This window comes from Thalassospira sp. MBR-102 (genome assembly GCF_040549275.1).
Classification (GTDB): domain Bacteria; phylum Pseudomonadota; class Alphaproteobacteria; order Rhodospirillales; family Thalassospiraceae; genus Thalassospira; species Thalassospira xiamenensis.
The window spans coordinates 91,515-104,231 of the sequence record NZ_JBEPTC010000014.1 but is presented as its reverse complement, the minus strand read 5'-3'; the positions used below and the strand labels follow the sequence as shown (position 1 = coordinate 104,231).

At 57.5% G+C, this 12,717-nt stretch carries 13 protein-coding genes; all 13 read left to right on the top strand.

Annotated features, from left to right (window positions below; translation table 11 throughout):
- Window positions 1-93: 93 nt before the first annotated feature.
- Genes ABIE64_RS19860 through ABIE64_RS19800 form a run of 13 tightly spaced genes read left to right on the top strand, consistent with a single transcriptional unit; the run spans window position 94 to window position 12,683 of the window.
- The gene (locus ABIE64_RS19860; RefSeq protein WP_007090633.1) at window positions 94-495 is read left to right on the top strand and encodes a hypothetical protein; all 402 of its coding nucleotides are present in this window, start codon (window positions 94-96) and stop codon (window positions 493-495) included.
- Between the two features lie 8 nt (window positions 496-503).
- Window positions 504-1,262, top strand: a complete 759-nt coding sequence (locus ABIE64_RS19855; protein WP_354378355.1) for a beta-ketoacyl synthase chain length factor — start codon at window positions 504-506, stop codon at window positions 1,260-1,262.
- Window positions 1,255-2,076 carry a lysophospholipid acyltransferase family protein gene (locus ABIE64_RS19850; protein ID WP_354378354.1) on the top strand — a complete coding sequence of 274 codons (822 nt, stop codon included), beginning with the start codon at window positions 1,255-1,257 and terminating at the stop codon, window positions 2,074-2,076. Before ABIE64_RS19855 ends, ABIE64_RS19850 begins: the two co-directional genes overlap by 8 nt.
- Window positions 2,057-2,320 carry a phosphopantetheine-binding protein gene (locus ABIE64_RS19845; protein ID WP_007090636.1) on the top strand — a complete coding sequence of 88 codons (264 nt, stop codon included), beginning with the start codon at window positions 2,057-2,059 and terminating at the stop codon, window positions 2,318-2,320. The genes ABIE64_RS19850 and ABIE64_RS19845 overlap by 20 nt, the downstream gene beginning before the upstream one ends.
- A gap of 2 nt (window positions 2,321-2,322) precedes the next feature.
- Window positions 2,323-2,571 (top strand): acyl carrier protein, encoded by a 249-nt coding sequence (locus ABIE64_RS19840; RefSeq protein WP_037992713.1) that lies wholly within the window; start codon window positions 2,323-2,325, stop codon window positions 2,569-2,571.
- Window positions 2,552-3,139: a COG4648 family protein gene (locus ABIE64_RS19835; protein ID WP_037992715.1), complete on the top strand. Its 588-nt coding sequence runs from the start codon at window positions 2,552-2,554 to the stop codon at window positions 3,137-3,139. The genes ABIE64_RS19840 and ABIE64_RS19835 overlap by 20 nt, the downstream gene beginning before the upstream one ends.
- The gene (locus ABIE64_RS19830) at window positions 3,139-4,821 is read left to right on the top strand and encodes an ApeI family dehydratase (RefSeq protein ID WP_354378353.1); all 1,683 of its coding nucleotides are present in this window, start codon (window positions 3,139-3,141) and stop codon (window positions 4,819-4,821) included. Before ABIE64_RS19835 ends, ABIE64_RS19830 begins: the two co-directional genes overlap by 1 nt.
- Window positions 4,818-6,539, top strand: coding sequence for a glycosyltransferase family 2 protein (locus ABIE64_RS19825; RefSeq protein WP_354378352.1), 1,722 nt, complete (start codon window positions 4,818-4,820; stop codon window positions 6,537-6,539). Before ABIE64_RS19830 ends, ABIE64_RS19825 begins: the two co-directional genes overlap by 4 nt.
- The gene (locus ABIE64_RS19820) at window positions 6,532-8,094 is read left to right on the top strand and encodes an HAL/PAL/TAL family ammonia-lyase (protein WP_354378351.1); all 1,563 of its coding nucleotides are present in this window, start codon (window positions 6,532-6,534) and stop codon (window positions 8,092-8,094) included. Before ABIE64_RS19825 ends, ABIE64_RS19820 begins: the two co-directional genes overlap by 8 nt.
- Window positions 8,091-8,498 (top strand): acyl-CoA thioesterase, encoded by a 408-nt coding sequence (locus tag ABIE64_RS19815; RefSeq protein WP_063094820.1) that lies wholly within the window; start codon window positions 8,091-8,093, stop codon window positions 8,496-8,498. The genes ABIE64_RS19820 and ABIE64_RS19815 overlap by 4 nt, the downstream gene beginning before the upstream one ends.
- The gene (locus ABIE64_RS19810) at window positions 8,495-9,121 is read left to right on the top strand and encodes a LolA family protein (protein WP_354378350.1); all 627 of its coding nucleotides are present in this window, start codon (window positions 8,495-8,497) and stop codon (window positions 9,119-9,121) included. The genes ABIE64_RS19815 and ABIE64_RS19810 overlap by 4 nt, the downstream gene beginning before the upstream one ends.
- The gene (locus ABIE64_RS19805; protein WP_354378349.1) at window positions 9,121-11,448 is read left to right on the top strand and encodes an MMPL family transporter; all 2,328 of its coding nucleotides are present in this window, start codon (window positions 9,121-9,123) and stop codon (window positions 11,446-11,448) included. The genes ABIE64_RS19810 and ABIE64_RS19805 overlap by 1 nt, the downstream gene beginning before the upstream one ends.
- Window positions 11,445-12,683, top strand: coding sequence for an NAD(P)/FAD-dependent oxidoreductase (locus ABIE64_RS19800; protein WP_354378348.1), 1,239 nt, complete (start codon window positions 11,445-11,447; stop codon window positions 12,681-12,683). Before ABIE64_RS19805 ends, ABIE64_RS19800 begins: the two co-directional genes overlap by 4 nt.
- Window positions 12,684-12,717: the final 34 nt, after the last annotated feature.

Genomic DNA, 12,717 nt, shown 5'->3' with positions numbered 1-12,717 from the left:
AGGGACGTCTGCCCGGCTCGGGCAATAAAAAACGCGATAATTGATCCGATCAACCGGATCAATCTGATAATATCAATAAAAGGCAGGTTGGATATGCGCAGTTTGAAATTTGCAGTCGTCGGTTTGCTGGCACTTGTTGTTGCCGCGTGCCGCACCGCCCCCGTTCAGAATGTCAGCAGTCAGCCCTTCCCGGCTGATGCGTCAAAACTCAGCATGGCACAGATCGAAGAAAGCATCATCAAGGCCGCAGGCGAACGTGAATGGATCGTTCAACGCAAGGCCGAAGGTGAACTGATCGCCACCTATTCCCCACGCAACCATCTGGCCAAGGTTGAAATCGATTTTGACCAGTCCGAATTTTCCATTTCCTATGTCGACAGCACCAATCTGAACTATGATGGCACGTCGATCCATTATAATTACAATCGCTGGGTCAATAATCTGCGACAGGATATCTTGCGCGAAGTCTCGGCAAAGGCCGTACTCGCGAACTAGGTTTGGATATGAGTTTGCTGCACGCCAGAATTTCGCACTGGGCTTTCTGGGAAGACCGCGATGATCGAGCGGTCCTGAAATCCGGAACAGCCGGGCATACCGAAATCCCGCATACCGCAATCCCGATTGACGATATGACCGGTGCCAATCTGGCGCGCAGCCTCAAACCCGCCTGGCGGCGGCGTCTGGACCTCTATGGTCGCGCCGCCGCCGAAGTGCTCGACCATACCATCCGTGATGGCGATAATCCGCATATCGTTTTTGCCTCCCGCCACGGCAATATTGATCGCACGCTGAAACTCCTCCATCAGGTCGCGACAAACGAAACCCTCTCCCCCGCCGATTTCAGCATGTCGGTGCATAACGCGCTGGTCGGGGTTGCCTCGATCAACTGGTCGATCACCCAAAGCCACACCGCGATTTCGGCTGGCAATGACAGCCTGATCGCGGCCCTGACCGAAACATTATGCCAGCTCACCAGCGAAGATGGCCCCGTCATCCTGTGCTATGTCGATCTGCCGCTGCCCGACATTTACCACGACGAAGACCCGGACGACATTTCCGGCACCGCCCTTGCCATCCGCTTTGACCAGCCAACGAAACCGGACGGCAAAATGTTCTGGTTCGATCCGATCCCCGATCATGATCCCGCCCCCATGCCACACCGCCAGGCACGCGCCATCGCCGCCTGCCTTGGCACCTCGTCAAAAACCGGGTTGAACCTGCCGGGGAAATCCGGCGGCTGGGCCATGCAACCGCATGACTGATAAACACAGCAGGCCGACACGGTCGTCAAAGGGCTTTAATTGGTATTGGCGGCTGCTGGCGACCGGCTTTGCCTTTTCATCCTTTGGGCTGGGCGGGCTTTTGCTGGCCATCACCATTTTCCCCGCCATGATGATCATCCTGCGCGACCGCGCCAAACGCCGCCGCTATGCGCAGTTTGTCATCTGCCGCGGTTTTCGCCTTTTCACATGGATGCTTGATGTCACCGGTGTGGCGGTTGCCGAAACCGAAAATATCGAACGCCTTCGATCCGCACGTGGTGCGCTGATCATCGCCAATCATCCGACATTGCTCGATGTCGTGATGATCCTGGCCCAGATGGATCGCTGCCAGTGTGTCGTCAAACACGAACTGTTTCGCAATCCGTTCATGGCCGGTGTGGTACGTGCGGCTGGTTTCATTCGCAATAATGACGATCCCGAAAACCTGATATCGCAGGCGCGCGATCATCTGGCAAACGGTGCCTGCATCCTGATTTTCCCCGAAGGAACCCGCACACCCAGCCGCCGCAAACTGGGCCAATTACAACGCGGGGTAGCGAATATCGCGATAGAAACACAAGTCGACTTGATTCCTGTGGTTGTGCACTGTAATCACGATACCCTGAAAAAGGGGGTACCGTGGTATCGCATTCCGCCGTCGAAAATCCGTTTTCGCCTCGTAGTCGATGCACCGCTATCATTTGGGGACATTGCTGATCCGACGTTAAGCCGCGCTAAACAGGCGCGTTTGCTGACCCGGATCATCAAGGATTATTATCTGGACAGACTGACGCATGACTTCGCTGGAAACTGAGCTTAAAGCCTTCATTATCGAGACGCTCAATCTCGAAGACATAAGTGTCGAGGATATCGACAGCGAAGAAGCCCTGTTTGTCGATGGGCTCGGCCTTGATTCCATCGATGCCCTTGAACTTGGCGTTGCGATCCAGAAAAAATATGATGTCCGGATCGATGCCAAGAACGAAGATGTGAAAACCCATTTTGCATCGGTACGCAATCTGGCGAAATTCATTCAGGCTTCGGGCAAGGAGGGGTAATCATGCACAGTCGCCAGGACGTCTATCAACAGCTTCACGATTACCTTGTCGAACTTTTCGAAGTCCCGTCCGAGGATATCACCCCTGACGCCCGCCTGTTCGAAGACCTTGACCTCGACAGCATCGATGCCGTCGACCTGATCGTCAAATTCCAGGAAATCACCGGCAAGAAAATCCCGGCCATGGAATTCCGGTCTGTGCGCACCGTCGATGACGTCGTCGAGAAGATCCATGACCTGGTCAGTTCCTAAACGGATCGCGGCCCTTCTGCTTGGCGTACTGGGTGTTACCTATCCGGTTCTGGTCTATTTCGGACTGTCGGCATTTTCGCCGCAATTCATCCTGATCGGCCTTTTGATCGTGGTGCTTTTGCGTGCCGTGACATTTGCGGTGCAAAAACGTTATGGGCCTGCCGGTCTTGCGGTTCTGGTCGCGGGTATCGTTGCCGCGGGTGGTCTGGCAAGCGAACTTCTCGCCATCCGCTTTTATCCGGTAATTGTCAGCCTGACGATGGGGGCGGTTTTTACCGTCACGCTCTTTACCGACCGACCGATGGTCGAACGCCTCGCCCGGCTGAAAATGCCCGATCTTGACGACTATTCGATTGCCTACACGCGCAAACTGACCAAAGTCTGGATCGGATTTTTCGCGGTCAACGCGATGATTGCCACATGGACGGCACTTTATGCGAGCATGGAAATATGGACGCTTTATAATGGGTTTCTGTCCTATCTGCTGATTGGCATTCTGTTTATCGGCGAATGGCCGGTCCGCCGCATTCTGCGCGCCCGCCATGACCGCAAGATCAAAGAGTCCTGATGACCGGCTTTATCGAAAAACTGCATGATCCGCAAAACGCCGATACCGCCCTTTGCATCGAAGGCGACCGGCTTTTTTGCGTTGGTGATCTGCGTTCCGATATCGACCGTCTTTGCCCCACCCTATCCGCATCTTCGCGCATCGCCATCCATTGCCAGTCGGCCCGTCTGTTCCTGATCGCGATCACCGCCGCATGGCGCGCGGGCGCCACCGTGATTTTCCCCGCGACGGATCGGCCAGCCTATCTTGATGGCATTGTCGATCAGTTCGATCTCTATCTCGACGATACTGCAATCCTTGCAAAGCTCGCCAAAGGCAACGACGCGACGCTGTCAACCACACTGCCCGCCGCATCCGATTGTCGGGCTGTGTTCTTTACCTCCGGCTCGACCGGGGATGCCAAACCCATCGCCAAGACCCTCGCCCTGATCGAAGCCGAAATAACCATACAGGAACCGCTGTGGCAGCCGCACATCCCCAAAGGCGCACGCATTGTCGGGCTGGTATCCCATCAACATATCTATGGCCTGATTTTCCGCATCGTCTGGCCGGTGATCACGAGCCGTGTCTTTACCGCCGATCCCGCCCCCTATTGGGAAATGATGCAGGGCGATATCGGGGCGGGCGATGTCCTGATCACAAGCCCCGCACATCTTAAAAACCTGCATCCCGATCTGGCAGATGTGCCGCGCCCGTCCCTGATCTTTTCATCGGGTGGCCCGCTTGACCTTGCCGCCGCATCCGAAACCACTGCGATGCTCGGCACCTGCCCGACAGAAATTTACGGAAGCACCGAAACCGGCGGTATCGCCCATCGCCAGCAGACCGGCGACAACTGTCCGTGGCATCCCTTGCCCGGTGTCGACATTGGTCTGAATGACGCCGGATGCCTTCGCGTGCGCGCCGCCCACATCGCGGGCGATGACTGGTATCAGACCGAAGACATCGCAAAGATCGATAACACAACCGGCACCTTTACCCTGCATGGCCGGGCCGACCGGGTGGTCAAGGTCGAAGGCAAACGCATTTCGCTGGGCGCTGTCGAACGCCATCTGCGTCAAAGCAATCTGGTCGAAGACGCCATTGCGCTGATCCCCGATGATAATGACCGTCGCCTTGGCGTGGTGGCCGTGCTGTCGCCTGCGGGCCGCGATATGCTGGCCGATATCGGGCGGTTTCGCATGGGGCGCCAACTCCGGCGTGAAATCGCCAAATTCGAAGACGACGCTGCTTTGCCGCAACGTTGGCGCTTTGTCGATCGGTTACCATCCGACAGTCAGGGCAAACGCCCGCTTCATTTGCTGCGTGCGCTTTTTGCCGATATGGAACCTGTGACACCTGAAATCGTTATACAAAATCGCGATGATGACCGCGTCAATCTGGCGCTGCACCTGCCCAAGGATCTGCTTTATTTCCGGGGCCATTTCCCCGGCATGCCGATCCTGCCCGGTGTGGTCCAATTGCATTGGGCGGCGGATCAGGCCGCAACGCTTTTTGATGTCCCGGTCACCATCGGCGAGGTGACACAACTGAAATATCGCAAACCGATTGCACCGGGGTCAAAACTGATGCTTGAACTTGATTGCGACCGGGAAAACAGAAAAATCAAATTCCGCTATCATTCCGACGCCGAAGGCGATCACAGCTCCGGTATTCTGAAATGGCGCGAGGCCCCCTCATGAAAATCTGTGCCGTCATACCGACCCATAATCACCATGACGTCCTGGCTGACGTTGTGGCGCGCATCCGCGCATATGATCTGCCGGTGATCATCATTGATGACGGGTCAAACACGCAAACACACGATGTTGTCGCCGCCCTGCACGATCCCGAAAACGGCATCACCTGCATGCATCTGGATGAAAATGGCGGCAAGGGTGTGGCGGTAATGACCGGCCTTGCCATGGCCGAACGCGCCGGTTTCACCCACGCCATTCAGGTCGATGCCGATGGGCAGCATAACCTTGACCGGATCAAGGAAATGATCCGCATCGCACAAGAAGACCCAACGGCGCTTGTCACCGGCCTTCCGGTCTATGATGACAGCATCCCGCAAAAACGCCGTATCGGGCGCTGGATTTCCCATGTCTGGGTCTGGATCGAAACATTGTCGACCCACATCCGCGACAGCATGTGCGGCTTTCGCGTCTATCCCGTCTCCGAAAGCCTCGCGGTCTGGCGCGAAGAAGGCTGCGGCCATAAAATGGATTTCGACACCGAACTGATGGTACGCCTGTACTGGCGCGGTGTTCCGGTCCATCACGTCCCGACCGAAGTCACCTACCCCGAAAACAACACGTCTAACTTCCGCATGTGGAAGGACAATGTCCTGATAAGCTGGATGCACACCCGGCTGTTCTTTGGCATGCTGGCCCGCCTGCCGGGATTTATTGCGCGTGGTGGCCATTTCGGGCAGAAACACCGCACTGGTATTGATCCCGAAAAACATCCCGAAACCATCGGAGCCCCCGCCAAACACTGGTCGGAAATTGACGAACGCGGCATTTACTGGGGCATCCGGTTCCTCGGCGCGGTTTATCGTTATGGCGGGCGTCGGCTGTGTCTGGTGGTGATGTTTCCGGTCATCACTTATTTCTTTGCCACCGGCCGGGTCGCGCGCCGCGCATCGCAGGATTTCCTGTCGCGCGTTGCCGCCATCACCGGCCAACCCAAACCGGGCCTGCGTGACAGTTTTCGCCATTTCATGAATTTCGGCGAAAGTGCACTGGATAAAATCGCCGCATGGTCGGGCGAAATGAAGATTGATGATCTTGATCTGCCCAACCACGCCGACAGCCTGTTTGCCTATATCCCGCGCGATCAGGCCGTCATCCTGTTCGTGTCCCATTTCGGCAATATCGAACTGGTGCGTGCGATTGCCAGCCGCGACCGCGATTTTCGCGTCAATGTGCTGCTGCATCAAAAAAACGCCGCCCGCTTTGGCCGCGTCTTGCAAAAATTCGCCCCGCAAAGCCAGGTCGATCTGATCGAAGTCACCGATATCGGCCCCGATACCGCGATGCTGCTGCGTGAAAAGGTCGAACGCGGCGAATGGGTCGTCATTGCAGCGGACCGCGTTGCCATTGGCGCACGCGATAAATCGGTGCGCGTCCCGTTTCTGGGTGATCCGGCTCCCTTCCCGCAGGGGCCGTTTGTTCTGGCCCATCTGCTGCAATGCCCGGTCTATATGGTTGCGGCATGGCGCAATGGGAAACGCTTTGAAATCGTCTGGGAAAAACTGGCCGATCAAATCACCCTGCCGCGCGCCAACCGGATCGGTAAAATCACCGAATATGCCGGGCAATATGCCAACTGGCTTGAAAAGCTTGTTGTTACAAAACCGCTGCAATGGTTCAATTTCTATGACTTCTGGGCGAAGAAAAAGGACGACAATGAATAACAGCCGCACCACTGTGCAGTTTGGCGATGAAAACCTGCGCATCGAAGATATCGTTGCCCTTGCCGAACAACGTGCCCTGCCCGTCCTGTCATCCGACCCGGAATTCACCACCCGCATTAAGGCCGGGGCCGATTTCCTTGATCGGGAATTGCGCGATCACGGCCATATTTACGGGGTCACCACCGGCTATGGTGATTCCGTTTCGCGCCGCGTCCCGCCCGAACTGGTCGCCGAACTCCCGCTTCATCTCAGCCGGTTTCACGGTTGCGGCCTTGGCGATATTCTCAAGCCCGATCAGGCGCGCGCTGTCCTTGCGGTCCGGCTTGCATCCCTTTGCACCGGCTATTCCGGTGTCAGCCTTGATCTTCTGCGCCAGCTTGCAGGTCTTCTCGAACACGACATCACACCCCTGATCCCCGAAGAAGGATCGGTCGGCGCCAGCGGCGATCTGACCCCGCTTTCCTACGTGGCCGCCGCCCTGATCGGCGAACGCGACGTGCTGTATCGCGGCCAGAAAATGACCGCATTGGATGCCCTTGCCACCTCCGGGTTAACGCCGTTAACGCTCCGCCCCAAGGAAGCCCTGGCGATCATGAATGGCACGTCGGTCATGACCGCCATGATGTGTCAGGCATTCGTGCGTGCGGATTACCTCTGCCGCCTGACCGCGCGCATCACAGCACTTGCCTCTATCGGGTTGCTGGGCAATCCCGCCCATTTTGACAAACGCCTGTTTGCCGCCAAACCCCATCCGGGGCAGGCCCGCATCGCCGCCTTTATCGAGGATGACCTTGCCGATCTCGGCACCAATTATGCCCCGGCCCGGTTGCAGGATCGTTATTCGCTGCGCTGTGCGCCGCATGTCATCGGCGTTCTGGCCGACATGATGCCGACCTTCCGCGCAACGCTTGAAACCGAACTCAATAGCGCCAATGACAACCCGCTGATCGATGTCGAAGGCGAAACCATCCTGCATGGCGGTCATTTTTATGGCGGGCATGTTGCCTTTGTCGCCGATGGCATGAAAACCCTGATCGCCAATCTCGCCGATCTGATGGATCGGCAAATGGCGCTTCTGGTCGATACCAAATTCAATCATGGTCTGCCATCGAACCTGTCGGGATCGGATGCGGATCGCGCCTCGATCAATCATGGGCTGAAGGCCGTGCAGATCGGCGTTTCCGCCTGGACGGCAGAGGCATTAAAAAACACCATGCCCGCCAGCGTCTTTTCGCGCTCGACCGAATGCCACAATCAGGACAAGGTCAGCATGGGAACGATTGCCGCGCGTGATTGCCTGCGCATCCTGCAACTGACCGAACAGGTCGCGGCTGCCAACCTTATCGCCGTCAAACAGGCGATCACGCTGCGCCTTAAAAACGGTGACATCAAACCCGAACAACTTGGCAGCGACATCACAACCTTCCTGGATGCGCTTGGCACCGACATCCCCTTCATCGCCGAAGATCAGCCGCTCGAAGCAACCCTTCGCCTTCTGATCGACCGCATTCAATCGCGCCACTGGGCGCTTTATGGCGGGGATCTGGCATCATGATCAGCGCATCGGTCAGTGAAACCATCCAGTTCTATCACCTTGATCCGATGAATGTCGTCTGGCACGGCAATTACGTGCAGTTCTTTGAAAATGCCCGCTGCGCGCTGCTGGATCAGATCGACTACAATTATCCGCAAATGGATGCGTCGGGCTATGTCTGGCCGGTGGTGGATATGCGGGTCAAATATGTCCGCCCCTGTACCTTCGGCCAAAACATTACGATCACCGCGACGCTCCGCGAATATGAAAACCGGCTTAAAATCGACTACCTCATCAGCGACACCAAAACCGGTCAAAAACTGACCAAGGGCTTCACCATTCAGGTCGCGGTCGAAAAATCCAGCGGCGAAATGCTCTATCGCAGCCCCGATTTCTTCATCGCAAAGATGGAGGCCCTTGTTTGATCCCGATCCGCCGCCTGATCGCATCCGTCGCCCTGCTGACTGCCAGCATGACCGGCACCGCACGGGCGGATGATATTCCGGCCCCGGCCAACATCGGCACCGAACAATATCTCGGCGGCTCCTTCACCATGGACCGCCATCTTGACGGCTTTGAAAAACCGCTCACCTCGAACGGCGATTTCGTCCTGTCCCCGGCACGCGGGCTGGTCTGGCGCACGTTGCAACCCTTCCCCGGCACCACGATCCTTGATGATCACGGCATCACCCGGATCGATGATCAGGGCAACCGCGATGAACTCGCCCGCGGCGATCAGTTCCGCCAGTTTGTCGAACTGATTTCAGCCGTTCTTGCCGGAAACTGGCAACCGCTGGAGCAGCGTTTTGACATCACCAGGGACACAACCGAACAGGGCGCATGGCAGGTCATCCTGACGCCCAAGGACGGAAGCAATATCGCCCAACAGATCAGTAAAATCACCGCCGCCGGTACTGATTTTGTCGAAGCCGTCCGACTGGAAAAACCGACCGGCGACCATGATGCCATCACTCTTGCCGATCAGGCATTGCAAAGCCTGCCGCTGCCGCCCGAATTTGCCGCCCTTCTGACCGGCGCGGATCAGTAATGGCATTGCGCGCAACCCTCTGGGCCCTGTGCCTGATCGCGATGGCGGTTTTTGCCACTTGGCAATTGCGCGGCGGCCATACCGGGATCGATGCCGATATCCTGTCCCTGATCGGGCAGGAAAATGCCGCCCCAAACGGCCCGCAAACTGACATCGCCACCGTCCGTCATCTGCTGGCAAATGATGGTCGGCAGGCGATCTTCATGCTCTCGCATTCTGACCGCGACACACTTGAAACCGCCGCCACTGATTTCGCAGGCCGGATCGCGGCCCTTGATGGCACGCAAACCATCACCCTTCCCGGTCACAACGACAATCGCTTCGCCGATCTGATGGCGCTTTATGGCCCTCATGCCAACAGCCTGCTATCCCCGTCTGATCGCGAAAAGCTGGCAAATGGCAACGCCGAAGCGCTCTATCGCCGTGCGCTTCAGAACCTCTATTCCCCGGCAACAACGCTCAGCAGCCAGTCGCTAAAACAGGACCCGTTCGCCCTTCTGCCCACCTTCCTGTCCGACCTTGCCGCAAAGCTCGGCACCGGTAACGAGATCATCACCCGCGACGGGCAATTTTACCTGCCGGTGATGGCAAGCCTGTCACCCGATCTGCGCAGCTCCGGCAATGATCAACGCTGGGTCACCGGGGCCAACACCGCCCTGCAATCCATCACCGATGCCACGCCCGGCCTGAGTACCGCCAAAACCGGCCAGATTTTCTTTGCCGTGGCAGAAGCCATCCGCGCCCAAGCTGATGTGCAACGCATCGCGATCATCGCGACCATCGGCATCCTTGTGATGATCGGGCTGGTGTTCTACTCGCCCATCCCGCTTTTCGGTGCCCTTCTGGTCGTCGGCAGCGGCCTTTTGGCAGGCCTTGCCGCCGTGGTGGTGATCTTCCCCGCCATCCATGCGATTGCGCTGGTGTTTGGCGCGACCATGATCGGCATTTCGGTCGATTATGCCCTGCATTACCTTGTGCTGCGCTCTGCCGCTGGATCACCCACGGACCGACTGCACAAAATCCGACCGGGGCTAAGCCTTGGCCTTCTGACATCCGTGATCGGCTTTGGCGCGCTGTCACTCAGCCCCACCCAATTGCTATCCCAGATCGCGGTTTATTCGGTTGCCGGTCTGGTCGCTGCCTATTGTTCGGTGCTGTTCCTGCTGCCCCTGATCCCGGCCCGCGATGTCCGGCCATCCTCGCCGATCCGCAAACTGCATGACGGGTTGCAAACCGTCCTTGGCAAAACATTTGCCCCGATCCGCGTGCGGCTGATCGCAAGTGCCGCGATCATCATCACCCTTGCCCTTGCGGCCTTCGTGATCCCCGGCAATAACGATATCCGCCAGTTCGGTCACGGCAATGACGCCCTGATAGCGGATGCCGGAAACATTGCAGATATCCTCGGCCTTGGCGGCAGCCCCGTCTTCATCCGCATTGATAGCGACGATCCCCAGGCCCGCCTTGAAACCGGCGAAGCAATCCGCGATGCCCTGACACCGCTGATCGCCGATAACCGCCTTGGCGGCATGATCGGCCTGTCCGATCTGATCCCGTCCATCACCCGGCAAACCGAAAACCGCGATCTGGTCGCGACCGGCCTTTATGATCGCTTTGGCGCGGCCCTGTCCAATCAGTTACCGGTCAACATCACCGCGCCGGACATGGATGCCGGTTACCTTGTCCCCGATGAAGACGCGGCAAAGACATTGCCCGAAATCGCCCGCCTGCATTCCGGCGGATCGGACATCATCCGGCTTCGCAACGCCACCGATATTGACGCCATCAGCACCGCCCTTGGCGATATCGAAAACGTCAGTCTGATCAACCCGCCCACCGCGATCAGCAACCAGTTTGCCACCTACCGCCTGTGGGCATGGATTGCCTTGGGCGGTGCGCTTTGTGTCGCCGCCATCCTTGCTGTTTTGCGTTACGGGCTTCGCACCGGCATCTGCGTTTTTGCCGCCCCCGCCGGGGCGATCCTGTTTGCGGTGCTGGGCGGTTATGCCTTTGGCATCGCCCAAAGCTTCTTTACCACCATGGCGCTGTTTCTGGTCTTTGCCATCGGGGCGGATTACGTTCTGTTTCTGGCCGAAAGCCGCAACGGCCCCCATGATGACGACACGCGCCTTGCGGTGTTGCTGTCGCTGATCAGCAGCGTGCTTGCCTTTGGCCTTCTCGCCACATCATCCGTGCCGCTGGTGCGTGATATCGGATCGGTGATTGCCATCGGCCTGATCGGGGCATGGTTCCTGGCCTTCTGGATGACCGCACCAACAAAAAACAATAACGCGCAAACCCAAAAACAGCGGGGGCAAAAACAGTGAGACCCGATTGCGATATCGCCGTCATCGGTGCCGGGCCTGCCGGATCGGTCATTGCCAAATTCCTGCATGATGCCGGCATGGCCGTTACCGTACTCGAAGCCGAAACCTTCCCGCGCTTCGTGATCGGCGAAAGCCTGTTGCCCAACTGCATGAATGTGCTGGAACGCGCCGGGCTTCTGGATGCTGTGACCGATGCCGGGTTCCAGTTTAAAAACGGTGCCGTCTTCGAATGCGGCCCCCAATATATGTCGATTGATTTCCGCCAGAATTTCGAACCATCCGATTGCTGGGGCACGACGTTTCAGGTCAAGCGCGCCCGCTTTGATCAGATTCTGGCAGGTGAGACCGCGCGCGCCGGGGTCGACATCCGCTTTGGCCACCGCGTCACATCCGCAACGCTTTCCGATGGCGATTGCCGCCTCGGCTTCACCGATGCCAATGGCAATCCGGGTGAACTACGGGCCGGGTTCGTGGTGGATGCCAGCGGCTATGGCCGGGTCCTTCCCCGGATGCTCGGCCTTGCCCGCCCCGGCAAGTCGATTGAACGCCGTGCCCTCTTCACCCATATGCGCGATCACATCACCGATCCCGGCTATGACCGTGAAAAAATCCTGATCACGGTGCATCCGACCCGTCATGAAATCTGGTACTGGCTGATCCCGTTTTCCGATGGCACCGCATCCATCGGCGCGATTTATCCCGATAATGATCCGGCCTTTGCCGGCATGTCGGATCAGGACATTTTCAATCAGCTGATCCATGATACACGCCTTGATTCGCTGCTTGCCAATGCAGAACCGATCCGTGACCTCAATTCCATCGCCGGGTATAGCGCGCAGTCGGAAAAACTTTTTGGCGATGGTTATGTCCTGCTTGGCAATTCGGCGGGCTTCCTTGATCCGGTGTTTTCATCGGGTGTCACCATTGCCATGCATTCCGCCGAACTGGCCGCCAAGGCACTGATCGCGCGCCATAATGGCAAGGCCGTTGACTGGACCATGGATTTCGCCGAACCACTGTCAAAGGGGGTCGATACGTTCCGATCCTATGTCGACGCATGGTATGATGGACGGTTACAGACGATTATTTTCAATCAGCCCGATGACGATTCACAACTGAAACGTATGGTCGTTTCGATCCTTGCAGGTTATGCATGGAATATGGAAAACCCGCTGGTCGCCAAAACCGAACGCTACATTGAGATGTTGCACGATCTATGCGCTCCGTCGTCGTAAAAACCCTTGTCGCTGGCATGCTTGCCACGGGCCT

Bases quoted from the DNA above. Each gene is read 5' to 3' on its own strand.
- ABIE64_RS19815 (WP_063094820.1), top strand. From the start codon at position 8,091: ATGATCAGCGCATCGGTCAGTGAAACCATCCAGTTCTATCACCTTGAT.
- ABIE64_RS19825 (WP_354378352.1), top strand. From the start codon at position 4,818: ATGAAAATCTGTGCCGTCATACCGACCCATAATCACCATGACGTCCTG.
- ABIE64_RS19855 (WP_354378355.1), top strand. From the start codon at position 504: ATGAGTTTGCTGCACGCCAGAATTTCGCACTGGGCTTTCTGGGAAGAC.
- ABIE64_RS19850 (WP_354378354.1), top strand. From the start codon at position 1,255: ATGACTGATAAACACAGCAGGCCGACACGGTCGTCAAAGGGCTTTAAT.
- ABIE64_RS19860 (WP_007090633.1), top strand. From the start codon at position 94: ATGCGCAGTTTGAAATTTGCAGTCGTCGGTTTGCTGGCACTTGTTGTT.
- ABIE64_RS19805 (WP_354378349.1), top strand. From the start codon at position 9,121: ATGGCATTGCGCGCAACCCTCTGGGCCCTGTGCCTGATCGCGATGGCG.
- ABIE64_RS19835 (WP_037992715.1), top strand. From the start codon at position 2,552: ATGACCTGGTCAGTTCCTAAACGGATCGCGGCCCTTCTGCTTGGCGTA.
- ABIE64_RS19845 (WP_007090636.1), top strand. From the start codon at position 2,057: ATGACTTCGCTGGAAACTGAGCTTAAAGCCTTCATTATCGAGACGCTC.
- ABIE64_RS19820 (WP_354378351.1), top strand. From the start codon at position 6,532: ATGAATAACAGCCGCACCACTGTGCAGTTTGGCGATGAAAACCTGCGC.
- ABIE64_RS19830 (WP_354378353.1), top strand. From the start codon at position 3,139: ATGACCGGCTTTATCGAAAAACTGCATGATCCGCAAAACGCCGATACC.
- ABIE64_RS19840 (WP_037992713.1), top strand. From the start codon at position 2,323: ATGCACAGTCGCCAGGACGTCTATCAACAGCTTCACGATTACCTTGTC.